This is a genomic window from Clostridium chrysemydis (assembly GCF_015234215.1).
Lineage (GTDB): Bacteria > Bacillota > Clostridia > Clostridiales > Clostridiaceae > Clostridium > Clostridium chrysemydis.
This window is the reverse complement of sequence record NZ_JADEKP010000001.1, coordinates 324,595-342,614: the sequence shown is the minus strand read 5'-3', so window position 1 is coordinate 342,614 and position 18,020 is coordinate 324,595. Positions and strand designations below refer to the sequence as shown.

Sequence of the window (18,020 nt, the reverse complement as noted above, 5' to 3'; positions counted from 1 at the left end):
TTTCATTTTAATTCTCTATAAAAACAACTTCTTTTTCCAGTATGACAAGCTACCCCGATTTGATCTACTAATATTAAAATTGTATCATTATCACAGTCTATCTTTATATCTTTAACTATTTGAAAATTATTAGATGTTTCCCCTTTATTCCAAAGTCTATTTTTGCTTCTACTAAAAAACCATGTGTGGTTTGTTTCTAATGTCTTCTTCAAACTTTCTCTACTCATATATCCAAGCATTAAAACTTCTAAATTTTTATAATCTTGAATTATGCAAGGAACTAGTCCCTTTCCTTTATCAAAATCTATATCATCAATTTTAATCATATTAAACCCTTCTAACTGGTATTTTTTTTATTTCTAAAAATTCCTTTACTTCTTTAATATTTAATTCTCCATAATGAAATAAAGAAGCTGCAAGTGCAGCATCTGCAATATCATCTTCTAATACATCTTTAAAATCTTCTATTTTACCGCAACCTCCAGATGCTATTATAGGCAAATTAGTAACCTTTCTAACTTCTTTTATCATATCTAAATCAAATCCATTTTTCGTTCCATCTCTATCCATAGAAGTTAATAAAATTTCTCCAGCTCCTAATTTTGTAATTTCTTTAGCCCATCTTAAAAGGTCTATTTTAGTATCAACTCTTCCTCCATTTATAAATACATTCCACCCTGAATTATCTTCTCTTTTTTTAGCATCTATAGCTATAACTATGCATTGACTTCCAAATATACTTGAAGCTTCTTTTATTAGACTTTTATTTTTTACTACGCTAGAATTTAAACTTACTTTATCAGCGCCACACCTTAATATTTCTCTTATATCATCAATATTTCTAATCCCACCACCTACTGTAAATGGAATAAATATTTCACTTGCTGTCTTTTTAACAACATTTTTCATTATTTCACGCTCTTCGTTTGAAGCTGTTATATCTAAAAATACTAATTCATCAGCGCCTTCATCATTATAAAATTTTGCAAGTTCTACAGGGTCTCCAACATTTTTTAGTTTATTAAAATTTATTCCCTTAACTACTTTCCCATTTTTTACATCTAAGCAAGGTATTATCCTTTTTGTATGCATAAATATCACCTAGCCCTCTAATAATTTTATACTATCTTTTAAAGATAACTTATTTTTATATAATGCTTTTCCAGTTATAACTCCATATAAATTAAGTTCTTTTAAATTTTTAATATCTTCAATATCTCTAACTCCACCCGATGCTGTAATATCTATATTTACTTCCTCTTTAAGATTTTTAAGGACGTCTAAATTTACCCCGTCTAAAGTTCCATCTTTACTAATATCAGTTACTATAATATTTTGTACACCTATATTTTCTAAATCCTTTGCAAAATCAATATATTTAACCTCGCTTTTATTAAACCATCCTAAAGTGCATACATATCCATCCTTAAAGTCTATAGCTACTGCAATCTTTTCTTTATATTTTTTTATAGCTTTTTTTAAAAACTCTAAGTCTTCTATAGCTTTAGTACCAATTATTACTCTATCTACTCCACAATCTATTAATTCTTCTAAATCTTTAATGCTTCTAACTCCACCACCTACTTCAATTGGCGTTTTTAAACTTTTTTTAAGACTTAAAATTATATCTTTATTTATAACTTTTCCACATTTTGCCCCATCTAAATCGACTATGTGGATATATTTTGCTCCATTCGCTTCAAAATCTAATGCAATTTTTAATACATCTTCACCTACTATTTCTTTTTTCGTATAATCACCTTTATAAAGCCTTACTGGTTTTCCATCAATTATATCTATTGCTGGTATTATAATCATTTTTTGCCCCCTTTAAATGTTATTAAATGCTTTTAATATTTTAAGTCCATCCTCTCCTGATTTTTCAGGATGAAACTGTGCCCCTATAATATTTCCTTTTCTAATTAGCCCTGGAATTTTAATATCACCATAATGAGAATATAAAATTAAATCACTAATATCATAATCTATTGCGTAAAAGGAATGAACGTAATACATAAATGTCTTATTTTTTATTTCTTTTACTAAAAAGTCATCCTTATTTTTATCTATAGAGTTCCAACCTATATGAGGTACTCTAACCATTTCTCGGTCTAATTTAATGACTTTTCCAGAAATTAAACCAAGCCCTAAAGTCTCTCCCCCTTCATAGCTCTTTTCAAAAAGTAGTTGCATCCCGAGACATATTCCAAGAAGGGGTTTATTTATTTTTGTCATCTTTATCAAAAATGAATCTAACGAATTATCTTTTATATACTCTATAGCATCTTTAAACGCTCCAACTCCAGGTAATATATATCTATCACAACTCTCTAATTCTTCTATGTTTCTTGAAATAATATAATCTATCTTTAAGAAATCTAATGCATTTGCTATACTTTTTAAATTCCCCATTCCGTAATCTACTACCCCAATCATATTTAAGCCTCCTATAAATTAAATTGTGCCTTTAGTACTTTGAAGTTTTTCACTTGTAATTTCTTTTGCTATTTTTAGGCTTCTTCCTAAAGCTTTAAATATAGCTTCTATTTTGTGATGATCATTTTTTCCGTAAAGTACTTTAGTATGAAGAGTTATTTTTGCATTAAATGCAAAAGCCCTTAAAAACTCTTCAACCATCTCAGTTGAAAAATTATTTATACTATCCCTTTTAAAGTCACAATCAAATACTAAAAAAGGTCTACCACTTATATCTATAGATACAAAAGCTAAACTCTCATCCATAGGAACATAAAAGCTTCCGTACCTCTCTATACCTTTTTTATCTGAAATAGCTTCTTTAAAAGCTTTTCCAAGTGCTATTCCGATATCTTCTATAGAGTGATGGTCGCAAACTTTTAAGTCTCCAATACATTTAACTTTTATATCTATTGAACTATGAAAAGCTAAAAGTTCTATCATGTGATCAAAAAATCCAATCCCAGTGCAAATCTCACTTTCACCTATTCCATCTAAATTTATATAAGCTTCTATATTAGTTTCATTAGTTTTTCTGTTTATACAATATTCTCTCCCCAAATTTTTGCCCCCTCTAGTTATAAAAACTATTTATTTTATCGATTAATATATTATTTTCAGAAAAACTTCCAATTGAAATCCTAAAGCTATCATCTTTAAAACTTCTGATTAATATCTTATTTTCTTTTAGATAGCTTACTAATTTTTCTTTAGATTTACTTCTTCCAAATATATAATTTCCAAAAGATTTATAAAACTTAATGTCTAAATTATTCTTATTTTGAATTTCTTTTAATCTATTAAATAATCTTTCTCTTTCATCTTTTATATATTTTATTGAATTATTTATACTATCTACATCTTTTAAAATTTCGCATCCTATAATTTGAGATATACTGTTTACATTGTATGGAACCTTATTATTATTTAAGCTTTTTATAAGAGCTTTATTTCCTATTAAAAAACCAACTCTTATAGATGCTAACCCAAAAGCTTTTGATAGAGTCCTTGTAACTAGCAAATTATCATACTCTTTAATCTTTTCTATTATAGTTTCCTCATTAAATTCAGTATAAGCCTCATCTATAAGTATTTTTGCATTTTTATATTCTTTTAAAAGCTTTTCTATGTCTTTATTTTTTATAGTAAATCCTGTAGGATTATTTGGATTTGAAAAAATAATTAATCTTATTTCCTTTTTCTCCCTATAACTTAAAAAATCCTCTATTTTATAGCTTCCATCTTCCATGCAATCTATCTTTAATAAATTTCCTTCATTTATTTGAACATAATAATCATACATAGAAAAATCAGGATTTAAAGTAAGAACCTTGTCATCTTTAGTTATTAAGCTATTAATAACTAAAGCTATCATTTCATCTGACCCATTACCACATATTATAGAGTCTTTATCTACTCCTATATATTTAGAATAAGCTTCTCTTAAATTTGAATTTTCACTTTCAGGATACCTATTAAAAGAAGCTAATTTTATCTTTTTTAAAATCTCTTCTAAAGTTTCTTCTTTTAAATTAAATGGACTTTCATTTCCATTTAACCTTATAAAATCTCCTTCTTCTATTTGGTTATACTTTTCAGTATTTTTCATCTTCTAACCTCACTTTCACAGAAAAGGAATGTGCAGTTAGTCCTTCTTTGTTTGCAATACCTATTATCTTTTCTCCATTTTTTAAAAGATCTTCTTTTGAATAAAATACATAAGAAGATTTTTTCATAAAATCTTCTACAGATAAGGGAGATGAAAATTTAGCAGTTCCTCCTGTAGGTAAAACGTGGTTTGTTCCAGCAAAATAATCTCCTACAGGTTCTGGAGAATATTCCCCAAGAAATATAGAGCCTGCATTTTTTATCTTTTCTAAATAAATACTTGGATAGTCTAAAAGTATTTCTAGATGCTCTGGTGCTATTTCATTTGAAATAGTAAATGCCTCTTCTATATCATCTATTATTATTATTTTTCCAAAATCATTTAAAGACTTTAAAATAATATCCCTTCTAGATAGATTCTCTAATGCTTTATTAATTTCTTCTTTTACTTTTTTAGCTAAAAGTTTAGAAGTTGTTATAAGAATTGCTGATGCTAAAATATCATGTTCAGCTTGACTCATTAAATCTGCTGCAATATATTTTGGATTGCTATTTTCATCTGCAATAATTAAGATTTCACTAGGTCCTGCTATCATATCTATATCAACTTCTCCAAAAACCTCTCTCTTTGCAAGAGATACATATATATTTCCAGGCCCTACTATTTTTAATACCTTTTTAATACTTTCTGTTCCGTACGCTAATGCCGCAATACCTTGTGCCCCTCCGATTTTATATACCTTATCAATACCTAAAATTTTAGAAGTTACTAAAACATATGGATTTATTTTATTATTTTTATCTGGGGGAGTTATAATTACAATTTCAGAAACACCAGCAACTATAGCTGGAATAGCATTCATTAAAACAGAAGATGGATAGCTTGCAGTTCCTCCTGGAACATAAAGTCCAATTCTTTCTAAAGGCGTAACCTTTCTTCCTAAAAAGGTTCCACTTTCTCTATTTATCCTATAGGGAATAGGTTTTTGAAGGTTATGATATTCAAGTATATTCTCTTTTGCTTCCTTTATATTTTCTATAAATTCACTTGATACATTTTTAAATGCCTCTTCAAACTCTTTATCACTTACTAAGAAATCGTAAGCCTCTACTTTATCAAACTTTTTAGTATACTCTCTTAATGCTTTATCACCTTTTACCCTTACATTTTCTATAATTTCTTTTACTATTTTTGTTTTGTTTTGATCAATTTCACTTATACTATTTTTAGATTTTAAAAAGTCTTCCCATTTTAAATCTTTATAATAAACCTCTTCGATATTTAGCATATTAAATCTCCTTTCTTATATCATTTAAAAACTCCTTTATTTCTTTTGATTTTAATTTGAAACTTGCTTTATTAACTATAACTCTAGCACTTATATCACAAATTGAATCTAAAACAACAAGTCCATTTTCTTTAAGAGTTGTTCCAGTTTCCATAATATCTACTATTCCATCACAAAGATTTAATATAGGTGCAAGTTCAACAGACCCCTCAATTTTTATAACTTCAACATCCATCTTTAATTTTTCAAAATAATTTCTAGCTACCTTCGGATATTTAGTTCCTATTTTTAAATGTCCAACCTTTTCATAAATATTATTATTAGGTAAAGATGCAACTATAAATTTACATTTTCCAAGATTTAAATCTAACACTTCAAAGTACTCTTTTTCACTTTCTAACAAAGTATCTTTTCCAACTACTCCAATATCAGCTACACCGTGTTCTACATATGTTATAGAATCCTTTGCCTTAACTAAAAAATATTCTATATCTTTCTTATTATCTTTAAAAACAAGCTTTCTTCCCTTGTCTTTAAGTTCTTCTACGCCATATCCTACCTTTTCTAAAATATTAACTGTGTCCTTTTCAAGTCTTCCTTTAGTAAGTGCTATACTTATAGTCATAACTTCCCTCCTAAACCTTTTCCAAGCTTGATTCTTTTACCTTCTTTAAATGATTTTATTCCCTTTTTAAAAGAATCTATAAAGTCCTCTTTCATTTCAATTATTTCTTCTTCTTTATTTATATTTAAAGCGTAATTGCTAGAAATTAGATCTAAATCAAATGAAAATCCAATAGCTAAAGTATCTCTTCCATACTCTTTAATTAAATTATCATATCTTCCACCATTTAATATGCTCTTAGATACCCCCTCTATATAGGATCTAAAAATTATCCCTGTATAATAATTAACTCTTGGAACCATACCTAAATCAAAAGAAATATATTTACTATAACCTAACTCTTCTAAATACTCATAAATATTTTTAAGATATATAATTTCTTTTTTTATATCATCACTAAATTTATCTTTTAATAAATCATCTAATACTTCTACTCCGCCAAAAAGCCATGGCATCCTTTTTATAAAATCTTTTTTTTCTTTTGTTATATCTAATTTATCTAATAATAAATTTAAATCATTTAAACTCTTACTTTCTAAAAGTGATGCAAGCTTTTCTTCCATCTCTTCGCTTAAACCTAAATCACTAAAATTTTTCTTAAAAAAATTAATATTTCCAATTTCAACTTTAAAATCATCTAACCCTAAACTCTTTATTCCTTCTATAGCTATAATAAGAACTTCAATATCTCCTAAAATTCCACCTCTTCCAATAAGTTCGATTCCACTTTCTAAAGTTTCGTTTTGTCTACCTTTTAAAGATTTATTCATCCTAAATGTGTTAGATGTGTATTTTAATCTAATTGGTAAATCTAAGGATTTCATTTTAGCCCCTACAACTCTAGCTATAGGGATTGTCACATCTGGCTTTAAAGAAAGTATTCTACCTTCTCTATCAAAAAATTTATAAACCTCTTCTTCTTTTATATAGTTTTTATAAGTTATAAATGTATTTAAAAATTCAATACTAGGCGTTACTATTTCATCGTATCCAAATCTATAAAATACATCTTGCACTTTATTTTTTATAAATTCTCTAGTATCACATTCCTCATATAATAAATCTTTCATTCCTTCTGGAATAATATTCTTCTTACCCATTCCCTACCTCCTAAAACAAAAATCTATAATTGTTTGTACTTCACTATATTAAAGTGCTAAATTGTTATAAACATCTTAAATTACCATTTAATGGTTGTCAACCTTTTTTTCTTATGTTTTTATGATATAATCAAATTAAAATTTATATTAAATAAGGGGATAAAAACTTGATAAATATATTAGAAGCACAATCATTAAAAAAACTTATAAAAACAGAACTTGAATCTTCAAATTTTATATCTTCTAAAAAATTATTAGATGAATATGAAAAAAAGTTTAGTTTTGATTTTGAATTATATTCCTTAAAAGCTTTTTATTACTTTAATACTGGAGATTTAAAAAAAGCACTTAAACTAGCTAATGAAGGATTAAAGTTTAATGAATATGATTATGAACTACGTTTAAATAGAGCCATTATCAATATAAACCTTGGAAATTTAAAAGAAGGAATCTTAGATACTTTAAGAATAATTTCTTTTTGTGACGATTCTACTATAAAATCTATTGCAAATGATTTATTAACTCAAAACAATAAATTAAAAGAAGAAGATTTTAATTTTATTAAATCTGAAATGAAAATCTTAACTTCTTCTTTATTAGAATTTCCTTTTATAGAAAAAGAAAATTGTACTGGAAAAGTTATTTTTAAAAATTATTTCTCAGGAGTATTTAATAACTACTCCACTTACCGAAATGGCTTATTTGAAGAAGACACAGCTAAAGATATAATAGAGGAGGCCTTTGCTTTTTATACAACAGATTTATTTAAAATAAATCCTAACATAAAAGCACTAAATGAAAAAATCACATCCGATTGTATTATACCTTTAGTATCATCTAAAACAGTTAAATATAAATTCACTTTAAATGAAGAATCAATTTCTAAATCACTACTAAAAAATAGAGTTTACTTTTTAAAGCTTAAAAAAGGAGATTTAATAAAATTTGATGGTTCATTAGATTTATTTTTTGGTGATAAAATAGTTACTTCTAAAAAGCCAAAGCTTTTATTAAACATCTTTATAGATGGCTTATCACAAAAATTCTTAGAAGAAAATGATAAGGAGTCTTTAATGCCTTTAACTTATAAGTTTTTTAAAGAAGGTACAATATTTAATAATTGCTACGTTTCTGGGGAGTGGACCTTAGTTTCAGTTGCAAGTATGTTTACTGGAAAATATACTCATAACCATAGACTATATCACCCACATAAAAACTCATTTTCTTTAAATGATGAGAAATTATATTTTGAAAACTTAAGCGAAAATAACTTCTTTACAGCAAAGATAGATGGCGATTGGAGAAGCAATCCAAACTATAGTTATTATAAAGGTCTTAATAGATATCTTTATTCTTTTGGAAGATATCATATGCAAGCAAATGAAGTAGTTATGCATTCAATCGAACATTTAAGAACTTTTAAAGATACAAATCAAGCCTTATGGGTCTGTTTACCTGACTTACATGATGTAGCTGATGAGTATGAGCATTATACATCTATTCAAACAATGATGGATTCAAGTTTACATAAAACAGTTTCTTCTGAAGAAACTAGTGTACAAAAAAAATACTCTAAAGAAAAATGTGAAATATATAAATATGCTATAAATAGATTAGATACTTATGTTTCTCTTCTGTTAAACTATGTAAAAGATAATTACGAAACTGAAGATTATATAATTAATCTAGTTTCAGATCACGGTCAAGGATATCTTGCAGATGAAAATTTAGAATTTTTAAATGACTATAGAGTTAAGGTTCCATTTATGTCAAGGGGATTTAATATCCCAAAATGCGAATCCGATGAATTAATACAAGCACTTGACTTATTTAGCATCTGTTCTAATGCCTTTAATATAAAGACTAACTGCAAAAATACAGATTCTATAATTCCAAAAACTCTTGGTGGAAAAGATGAAAGAAAATATGTTTTTTCTGAATCATTATATCCTAATAGAACTTATAAAGCGTCATTTAGAGATATGGAAAGATGCGTATTTTTTGAAACAGTAGAAAATGTTACTGATTCTGGAATAGTAGATTTAACTACATTAAATGCAAAAATTACTGACAAAGATAATAACGAATTAGATTTTAATCATAATTTAGATATAATAGAGTATTACAAAAATGAATTAATAGAAAAGCTTAAATTTTCAATGAAAATATAAAATAAAGATGCAACCTTTATTAAAGGCTGCATCTTTTTAGTTTAAAGTTTATATATCTTGTACTTGTATTTAAAATCTAAATCTACTTTTTCTCTTGTTATTACCCTATCTTTTGCCCCTAATATTAATGTTTTATTATTCTCTAAATTAAGCTTTTTATTTACCTTTATTTTATCATCTTTAACTTTGCAAATATATCCTGCATTATCGTTACTTATAACAAGATAGTCATTAAAGGCGTACTTTTTAAAATCTGATATGTCATCTTCCTCTATTATAGTCACTAATTCTTTTGTTTTAAAATCGAAATTTTGGATTTTTCCACTATGAACATTTACTAAATAAATTTTAGAGTCATTATATAAAACACAATTATCCTCTACATTAAAAAGTTTTTCTGTCTTTATTTTATCTCCCTCAAAAGTTATTTTCATCAATTCATTTAATGAATTAATTCCATAAATATCTGATGTATCTTTATCCATAAAAGTAGCTACCATAAAGTTTCTAATACCTTCCCCATAGCTTTTATAATCTAAATAGTATTTTTTATTATTTTCTTTATTTAGTATAAAAAATTCGCTTCCAAAGCTATCCTCTATAGAAAAAGCTACATATTCTTTATCTCCACCTAAAATATAATCTGTCCAGTAGTTCATTGAACTATCTAAATCTCTAATAATTTTACTAGACTTTTCAAAATCTTTTAATATATTTTTATCTATAGCAAATTCTGTTTTTCCATCATCATCTAATATCATAAGACCTAAATCCCTTTTTTCATTAAACTCTTGAAGTTCCCCATTTTCTTTGACTTTAAATTTAACACGATCTATAATATTCTTAACTTTATATCTTTCTTTTGCTATATTTTCATTAACATAACTTTTCCCGTTTATATTTAAAATATCCTCTTTAAATACTTCTTTACTTAAAATATCAGAAGTCCTTAAAAGATCCGTTTCTATAATAAGCTCTCCTGAAATTACTTCTTCATAACAAATATTAAACTTACCTTCTGTATCTATCTCTATCTCATTATCATAATTGCTAAAAGCTTCACTTTTTAAACTTTCTTTATCTATTTTTTCTGTATTTACCCCTTTATTTGTGCAACTTAAAAATGCAACTGCTGAAAATACCAAAATACAACTTATTATATACTTCTTTAACATATAGCCCCCTAAAACAGTGATTAGATTTTGTAAAACTTATAAATTACTTTTCCCTTTCTAACATCGTATTCTTTAATTACAATTTTATTATCTGAAATACTTAATATTGATTCATTTTCTTTTAAGTAAAATTTAGATATAACTTCGATTTTATTTCCCTTTGGTTTTCCAATATAAATTTCATTTGAATTTTCATATATAAATAAATCAGATCTTTCATCTGCTCTTAAATCTTTAGAGTAACCTTTTAAAAGTTCTAAATTTTCTTCTTTAAATTTTTTAATCTCATATTTGTTATTAACTAAATAAATATTTTCTTTTGACTCTACTACACCTAAAATATATTCATTTAAATCCTTAACTTTTTTAAACTGATTTTTAAAATTAATATCTGTTTTGTAAAGTATTCCTTTTCCATCTATTTTATAAAGGCTATCTTTATCTTTAAAAATTTCTTCTTCTAAGTTTAATTTATCTTTAGGAAATGAGTGTTTTATGTATTCACTATAATATGCCTTATCATTCTCTTTATTTATAATTACATATTGCATCCCATAAATATTACTAACTTTTAATAAAAAATATTTTTTATTACTTCCTTTTAGATAATCTAAACTTATTGAATTTTTATTTATAGAAAATCCCTCTTCTATTCCTTTAAAATTTTTATTAATTCTATCTTTAACATCTTCTTTTACTTTATATATAACTTTTCCATTTTCATAGAACGTAAATCTATCTCTTTCTTCTATATCTTTTACACTTTTTATATCTCCATTTTTATTTATCTTGAAGATATATATATTATATTTATCTAACTTTTCTTTTTTAATATAGTCTGATTTTACATACTCTTCCCCATTAAACTTAATTAAATATTCTAATCTAAAGTTAACTAAATCTTCTTTATCTATATCTTTTAAAAGAACTAAATTTGTATTAATTAAAATATCATCTAAAACAACTTCTTCAGTATACCCATAAAGATTCCCCTCATAAAACTCTATCTTAAAATCTTCTATCCTATTTTCTTTATTTGAATATGATACTTCTTTTAATTCTAAACTATCACTTTTTGAATTATCTTTGCACCCCACAAAGCTAATTGAAACCCCTACCATAAACATAACTAACACTTTTTTCATAAATTCCCCCACTTAAAATAAAAGCGTACTAAATATAATATTCATTAGTACGCTTATTTATTAATTTATTTCATTTTTGAAACTTTCTCTATATTTTCCCTATCTAATCTATAAACAGTCCATTCACTCATAGGAACTGCACCTAAGCTTTTATAAAAATTTATTGATGGCTCATTCCAATTTAAACAAGTCCACTCCATACGTCTGCATCCCTTTTCAAAAGCAATACCCGCAATTAGTCTAAATATTTCTTTTCCTATACCTTTTCCTCTATACTCAGGCTTTATATAAATATCTTCTAAATAAAACCCTGATCTTCCTATAAATGTAGAAAAATTATAAAAGTATAAAACGTATCCTATAGGCTCTCCATTAAACTCTGCAATCAAAACCTCTGCTTCATCTTTATTAAATATAGACTCCTTTAAAGTCTCTTCCGTTGCAATAACTTGGTCTAACATTTTTTCATAAATTGCAATCTCTTTAATTAAATTTAAAATTAGAGGTATGTCTTTTTCACTAGTTTCTCTAAGTTTAAATCCTTCTATCTTAGTTTCTATGTAATTCATAAACTTCGCCCCTTTTAATTAGTTTATATCTACTTAAATAATATAATATCATCTACAAAAGGAAAAAACTAGAATTAATTAATACTTTAGTCCTTTAGAATTTAATAAAAATATTTTTTATATTATAAATTTAATCTACTTTAAAATTTAAAGCACTATAACTAAAAGTTATAGTGCTTAAATTTATTCCATCGCAATAAAGTCTACTTTTTCAACGTTCTCTATTTTTCCTATACAATCTAAAAAAGATGTTAAATCCAATTCAAGCATAGACATATCTATCGTTATAGTAAGGTTCGCTATTTCATTTATAGGTAACCCTTGGTCTATAGTTAAGATATTTCCACCTATATCAGATAAATAGTTTAATATATTTGATAATACTCCTTTTCTATGTTTTATCATCATAGAAAAAGTCATCTTTCTACCTTGTGCACTTTCTGAAAAATCAAATATATAATCTTTATATTTATAATAAACACTTCTACTTATTCCGATTTTTTTAGTAGCTTCTGTTATTTCTTTTATTTTTCCTTCTTTTAGGATTTTCTTTACTTCTAAAACTTTTTCGTATACCTCTGGTAATACCTTTTTATCTATTACTAAATATCTACCTGTCATTAGTTTCCACCTTCTATTAAAACTCCATTCATATCTAGATTTAAATCTAAGATATCATAAGTTAAATTTTCTTTAATTAAAACCTCTCGCATCTTTTTAAGTAATAGATCCTCACCCTTAGATAATATCATAATAGTTGGACCTGCACCGCTTAAAAATGATGCTATAGCTTTATTATTATAAGCCTCTTCTTTTATTAAATCAAACCCTTTTATAAATTTTTTTCTAAAGGGTTCGTGTAATCTATCATTCATTGCAATATTAACTGCTTTATCATCGCCATTTATAAGAGCCGAAACTAAAAGTCCAACCCTAGATATATTATAAATAGCATCACTATAACTTAAAGTTTTAGGTAATATGCTTCTTGCCATTTCAGTTTTAAGTTCATACCTTGGAACTATTGCTATATAATTATAATCATTTTTAGACACTACTTTTTGATAATACGTATTTTCATCTAAAACTGATGCAATAACTATTCCTCCCAAAATTGCAGGTGCAACATTATCAGGATGTCCTTCAATTAAAACAGCTAAATCTAAAAGCTCATCTAAACTAAATAAATCACCCATAAATTTATTTGCCGCAAAAATACCAGCAACTATAAGCGCCGAGCTACTTCCAAGTCCTCTAGAAACTGGTATATCTCTTTTTATTTCACTTATTTTTATTCCATAGCTTATTTCGTAGTTAGCCTTATCAAAGCATACCTTCATAGCTTTATAAAGAATGTTATCTAAATTATTATACCCTTCATCAAAACCACTAAGTTCTATCCCGCTTTCTATCTTTTCAAATTTATATATATTATATAAATTTAATGCTAGTCCCATAGAATCAAATCCTGGTCCCATATTTGCTGAAGTTCCAGGTACAATAACTTTAAAGCTTTTATTCATCTAAAAAATCTATTAAAGCTTCTTTCATATTATCTTTATCACAAAGATTGTTGTGAAGCTCTTTCTTATTTTGAAGTCTACTTAAACAAGCTGGAATTTCACTGCTACTTTCTAAAAATAAGGCTTTTAATACATCGTAATCACTCATAAACTCAACATCAATCCCAAGTGCACTACATATACTTCTTGGAAATTTATAAGGACTTGCTGTTGATACAGTTAATATATATTTATCATCTTTAGTTTCATTTTTATATTTATCTTTAACAACTGATGCTACGGCTGTGTGAGTATCAATTAGATACCCGTCATTTACATATACTTTTTTTATTTCTTTATACACTTCTTCTTCGTTTGCATATCCACCATAAAATTCACCTAAAGAGCTTTTAAGCTTTTCAGATATCTTATAAATTCCATTAGCTTTTAGGCTATCCATAAGTCTTCTTACTTCAAAACTATCTCTACCTGTTGCTTCGAATAATAGTCTCTCTAAATTAGAGGAAATAAGAATATCCATAGAAGGAGACTCCGTTAGGTAAAGTTCCCTATTTTTATCATAGATTCCCGAATTAAAAAAGTCTGACAAAACGTTATTTTTGTTAGATGCGCAAATAAACTTATTAATTGGAAGTCCCATTTTTTTTGCATAATATGCTGCAAGTATATTTCCAAAATTCCCCGTTGGAACTGCTATGTTTATTTCTTCATCCCTTTTTATCTCACCTTTATCTATTAACTTAAAATAAGAATAAAAATAATAAACTATTTGTGGAATTAACCTTCCTATATTTATGGAATTTGCTGATGATAATGTAATCCCTCTTTCTTTTATAGATACATTTAAATTATTATCATTAAAAATATCTTTAACTCCGCTTTGTGCATTATCAAAATTTCCTTTAATAGCTACTACTTTAAGATTTCCTCCTTCCGATGTCTCCATTTGTTTTCTTTGAATTTCACTTACTCCGTCCTTAGGATAATATACTAATACCTTAAATCCATCAATATCTTTAAACCCTTCTAAAGCTGCCTTTCCTGTATCTCCTGATGTTGCTGTAAGTATTACAATTTCATCTTCTAATCCTAAGTTCTTTTTTGCTTCTTTCATAATTTGTGGTAAAAACAGTAAAGCTGCATCTTTAAATGCACAAGTTGGCCCGTGATATAATTCTAAGTAACCATTATTAACATTCACTTTGAACCTGTTTCTGTATGCTTTTTTTACCGCTTTTCTGATGCTTTCTTTAGATATATCATTGAAATATTTATAGATTATCTCTACTGCAATTTCTTCATACCCAAAAATGCTTTTATCTCTAAGTTTTTCATACATTTTAGGAAATGTCTCTGGAACATAAAGTCCTCCATCTTTTGCTATACCATTAATTATTGCCTCTGATCCTTTTATACTAGATTCTAGCCCCCTAGTACTTCTAAAATTCATTTAATCACCCCATTGAAATCTAGAAATTTTCCTATTTTCAATTCTAACATTTACTTTGCTCATAAACAACTGTATCTAATAGAAATACATTAAATATTAATAAATAAGGTTTGAGTTTCAAACTCAAACCTACTGTTTGTGCAAATCTATAAAATTTTACTCTATCTATTATTAAATTTCCATTTAAAAACAATAGAAGAGTTTTGTATTTATTTTTTAAGCATAGATAATATTATTCCACCCTTAATTGAAATATTATTATTTTTAACAAACTCAGCTGCTTTAGAAATTTTAACCTTTATAACTTCTATATCTTCATCTTCTTCTGAATTTTCAGAAGTGCATTCTCCGAAAACTTTCATCTTAACAATTGCAGTAGTTTCATCTGTCATTCCAACTGATGTATAGCTTGGTTTTAAGAAAAGTTCAACGCTCTTAGCCTTTAAACCTGTTTCTTCGAATAATTCACGTCTACTCGCCTCTTCTATCGTTTCACCATCATCTATAAGCCCTGCTGGTAATTCATAAATATAATCATCTATAGCTGGTCTATATTGTTTTATTAACACTATTTCATCCTCTTCTGTAATAGGAATCATCATAACTCCATCTGCTTTATTATGATTTTTAGTTACACAAGCTAAATCTTCTTTTTCTCTTCTACTACTTATAAAATATTCTTTTATTTTATTTGAATTATTCTTAAGTTTTAATTTATACATATTTAAAAATTTATTATTTGTTTGTTTTTCTATATTTAATAATTTCATAACACACCTCACATATAATTTATCCCTGTTAATATTATTGACCCAATTATGCATAGTATGCAAACTCCAATTATTATTTTAGATACTATGTTTCCATAATTTAAATCATAGCCTATACCATATCTTTTTTCTTTAAATATTGATGGGTCTACAGGATTATAATAAAACATACCAAGTTTATAGTACTCATCATCATCTCTATAATATTCTTTTTCATTTAAATCATCCTTTGAAGATTTAGTTGTATCATTCATAGCTTTTATAGAAACCAAAATTATAATAAAAACAAAAACTCCAGTACACCCCATCAAAATTAAAAAGGTATCTTTGTTTTGGGGAATTAACTTTAATAAATAAAGATTAATAAAAGATAAAAAAACTGCAGTAAGAAGAGCTGATATACCGTTTAGTTTGTTTAAAGCTTCTCCTGTTATTTTATCTTTAAATTTTATTTGTTTATACGTTCCCCCGTTTAGAGATTGTGTCTTTCTCTTTTTAAAATCATATATAGTTGTTATATAAAATATAAAAACTATAAAAATATTTAAAATAGGTACCATTATAAGTTCTAAAAAACCACCTAATGTATGAGTATTGATCAGTCTTGATGGGTTTCCATTAAAGTCAAATTGCATAGCTAGTGTACTTGGTAAACTTTTATATATAAAAAGCGTAATAATTAAAGGTATTATTGCTATTATAAATGCTACTATAAACGGCTTATTATTAATTTTTATATTATCTTCTTTTTCTTTGACATTTAAATAGACATAAATCTTACCTTTAAACTCATTATTCCAATCCTTGTCCTTTTTCACTTTTAAAATCTCTCTATTAGCATTTTTATACTGAATAGTAAAGACTATAGGAATTATTAAAATTCCTATTATAAAAACTATAATATAAGGTACTAAAAAAGATATTATAGTTATAGCTAAAAATGTTATTATTATTAAACGTGTTATCTTCTTTTTATATTTTTCTGTAATAAATACTATCTCTTTATCATCTTTATATTTATTTGGAACCCTTACCCCATAATAAATTCCGCTACATTTAAACCTTTCAGTGTTTAATGCTAAGTAAATAAAAAATATAACAAGTGGTATATTTAAAATAGTAATAAAAACGAATTCGTCTCTCATAATACCCTCCTTTAAATACCTTTAAATTTTTCTTTTATAATTCTAATAATTTCTTCTTCTTCAACCTTGCGAACTATGCATTCTGCAATTGAAATCTCAATATTTTCTTTTAAAGAGTCCATAAATTTCTCTTCTTTTCCCTTAAAATCCAAATGAACCATAGCGCCATTTCTTCTATCTACAACCAAATAACCTTCGTCTTTTAATAAGTTATATGCTTTATTTACTGTATGCAAATTTATTCCGATACTACTTGCAAGACTTCTAACAGAAGGTAAACTATCTCCTTCTTTAAGTTTTCCTCTTGCAATACCAATTACAATAGAGTTTCTTATTTGCTGATAAATTGGAATTTCAGATGTTGTATCCAATTCTAATATCATAATATATACCTCCTACAAGTTTGTTATATTTAAAGTATAACAAACTTTTTTTAACTTTAATACATAATATAAGCATTTTAATAAGGTTACTATGCTATAATTTAAAGAGGTGATTTTATGGTAGAAAAAAAGCTTTATCGTATGCCTAAAGAAGGTAAGTTTCTTGGAATCTGCGAAGGATTTGGTGATTATTTAAATATAGACCCTGTATTAATTAGAGTAATATTTGTAATCAGCCTTTTCTTTAGTTGTTTTACTACATTTCTTGTTTACTTAGTCTTAGCTTTAGTTATACCTGAAAAAAAGTAGGAGCTTAGGAAATAGTTAAATAAATAACTATTTCCTAAGTTTTTTCTATTTTTATCCTATAATTCTAATAAAATTTTATAATTATCTAAACAATTTCAATAGTTAAAATTTTCAGAATATATTTTCTTTTTCCTGTACTTCTAGTGTTTTCAACGTTTTTTAAATAAAGATTTATAAACTAGATATTTTTTTAACAATATATCTTGAACTATACACAATTATGGTGATAAAATAATCCTTGTCGGTATTCTATTATAGAAACTGAACGCAAATAAACAAAACT

Annotated in this window: 20 protein-coding genes; 2 read left to right on the top strand and 18 right to left on the bottom strand. The window is 26.1% G+C overall.

The genetic code is table 11. The features are described from left to right. Positions 1-2: 2 nt before the first annotated feature. From hisI to hisZ, 9 genes are read right to left on the bottom strand one after another with little or no spacing between them, the layout of a single operon-like run. Positions 3-326: a phosphoribosyl-AMP cyclohydrolase gene (gene hisI, locus INR60_RS01690; protein ID WP_194189741.1), complete on the bottom strand. Its 324-nt coding sequence runs from the start codon at positions 324-326 to the stop codon at positions 3-5. Between the two features lies 1 nt (position 327). After that, entirely contained in the window at positions 328-1,092 is a 765-nt protein-coding gene (gene hisF / locus INR60_RS01685; RefSeq protein WP_194189740.1) for an imidazole glycerol phosphate synthase subunit HisF, read from the bottom strand. A gap of 9 nt (positions 1,093-1,101) precedes the next feature. Next, positions 1,102-1,818, bottom strand: a complete 717-nt coding sequence (gene hisA / locus INR60_RS01680; RefSeq protein WP_194189739.1) for a 1-(5-phosphoribosyl)-5-[(5-phosphoribosylamino)methylideneamino]imidazole-4-carboxamide isomerase — start codon at positions 1,816-1,818, stop codon at positions 1,102-1,104. Between the two features lie 12 nt (positions 1,819-1,830). After that, positions 1,831-2,436 carry an imidazole glycerol phosphate synthase subunit HisH gene (gene hisH / locus INR60_RS01675; RefSeq protein ID WP_194189738.1) on the bottom strand — a complete coding sequence of 202 codons (606 nt, stop codon included), beginning with the start codon at positions 2,434-2,436 and terminating at the stop codon, positions 1,831-1,833. 18 nt (positions 2,437-2,454) lie between these two features. Then, positions 2,455-3,036, bottom strand: coding sequence for an imidazoleglycerol-phosphate dehydratase HisB (hisB, locus tag INR60_RS01670; RefSeq protein WP_194189737.1), 582 nt, complete (start codon positions 3,034-3,036; stop codon positions 2,455-2,457). Between the two features lie 13 nt (positions 3,037-3,049). Beyond that, entirely contained in the window at positions 3,050-4,084 is a 1,035-nt protein-coding gene (hisC, locus tag INR60_RS01665) for a histidinol-phosphate transaminase (protein WP_194189736.1), read from the bottom strand. After that, entirely contained in the window at positions 4,071-5,372 is a 1,302-nt protein-coding gene (gene hisD / locus INR60_RS01660; protein ID WP_194189735.1) for a histidinol dehydrogenase, read from the bottom strand. The genes hisC and hisD overlap by 14 nt, the downstream gene beginning before the upstream one ends. Position 5,373: 1 nt before the next feature. After that, the gene (gene hisG, locus INR60_RS01655) at positions 5,374-5,997 is read right to left on the bottom strand and encodes an ATP phosphoribosyltransferase (protein ID WP_194189734.1); all 624 of its coding nucleotides are present in this window, start codon (positions 5,995-5,997) and stop codon (positions 5,374-5,376) included. Next, positions 5,994-7,097, bottom strand: a complete 1,104-nt coding sequence (gene hisZ / locus INR60_RS01650; protein ID WP_194189733.1) for an ATP phosphoribosyltransferase regulatory subunit — start codon at positions 7,095-7,097, stop codon at positions 5,994-5,996. Before hisZ ends, hisG begins: the two co-directional genes overlap by 4 nt. A 167-nt stretch (positions 7,098-7,264) precedes the next feature. Between hisZ and INR60_RS01645 the strand changes: the two genes are divergently transcribed. After that, a complete protein-coding gene (locus INR60_RS01645; protein ID WP_194189732.1) occupies positions 7,265-9,268 on the top strand; it encodes a sulfatase-like hydrolase/transferase in 2,004 nt (667 codons plus the stop codon). 41 nt (positions 9,269-9,309) lie between these two features. Here the strand turns inward: INR60_RS01645 and INR60_RS01640 are convergent, their stop codons facing one another. From INR60_RS01640 to INR60_RS01600, 9 genes are all read right to left on the bottom strand, one after another. After that, the gene (locus INR60_RS01640) at positions 9,310-10,443 is read right to left on the bottom strand and encodes a hypothetical protein (protein ID WP_194189731.1); all 1,134 of its coding nucleotides are present in this window, start codon (positions 10,441-10,443) and stop codon (positions 9,310-9,312) included. Positions 10,444-10,463: 20 nt separating this feature from the next. Next, the gene (locus tag INR60_RS01635) at positions 10,464-11,588 is read right to left on the bottom strand and encodes a hypothetical protein (RefSeq protein ID WP_194189730.1); all 1,125 of its coding nucleotides are present in this window, start codon (positions 11,586-11,588) and stop codon (positions 10,464-10,466) included. 65 nt (positions 11,589-11,653) lie between these two features. After that, complete coding sequence (locus INR60_RS01630; RefSeq protein ID WP_194189729.1) at positions 11,654-12,157, bottom strand: GNAT family N-acetyltransferase; 504 nt, start codon at positions 12,155-12,157, stop codon at positions 11,654-11,656. Between the two features lie 183 nt (positions 12,158-12,340). After that, positions 12,341-12,778 carry an ACT domain-containing protein gene (locus INR60_RS01625; RefSeq protein WP_194189728.1) on the bottom strand — a complete coding sequence of 146 codons (438 nt, stop codon included), beginning with the start codon at positions 12,776-12,778 and terminating at the stop codon, positions 12,341-12,343. After that, positions 12,778-13,680: a homoserine kinase gene (gene thrB, locus INR60_RS01620; protein ID WP_194189727.1), complete on the bottom strand. Its 903-nt coding sequence runs from the start codon at positions 13,678-13,680 to the stop codon at positions 12,778-12,780. Before thrB ends, INR60_RS01625 begins: the two co-directional genes overlap by 1 nt. Further along, positions 13,673-15,130 (bottom strand): threonine synthase, encoded by a 1,458-nt coding sequence (gene thrC, locus INR60_RS01615; RefSeq protein ID WP_194189726.1) that lies wholly within the window; start codon positions 15,128-15,130, stop codon positions 13,673-13,675. Before thrC ends, thrB begins: the two co-directional genes overlap by 8 nt. A gap of 209 nt (positions 15,131-15,339) precedes the next feature. After that, positions 15,340-15,900: an NUDIX hydrolase gene (locus INR60_RS01610; protein ID WP_194189725.1), complete on the bottom strand. Its 561-nt coding sequence runs from the start codon at positions 15,898-15,900 to the stop codon at positions 15,340-15,342. Between the two features lie 8 nt (positions 15,901-15,908). Next, positions 15,909-17,045, bottom strand: coding sequence for a DUF5808 domain-containing protein (locus INR60_RS01605; protein WP_194189724.1), 1,137 nt, complete (start codon positions 17,043-17,045; stop codon positions 15,909-15,911). Positions 17,046-17,056: 11 nt separating this feature from the next. Then, entirely contained in the window at positions 17,057-17,428 is a 372-nt protein-coding gene (locus tag INR60_RS01600) for a GntR family transcriptional regulator (protein WP_194189723.1), read from the bottom strand. Positions 17,429-17,545: 117 nt separating this feature from the next. Here INR60_RS01600 and INR60_RS01595 point away from each other — a divergent pair, with 117 nt between their 5' ends. Continuing rightward, positions 17,546-17,737 (top strand): PspC domain-containing protein, encoded by a 192-nt coding sequence (locus tag INR60_RS01595; RefSeq protein WP_194189722.1) that lies wholly within the window; start codon positions 17,546-17,548, stop codon positions 17,735-17,737. Positions 17,738-18,020: the final 283 nt, after the last annotated feature.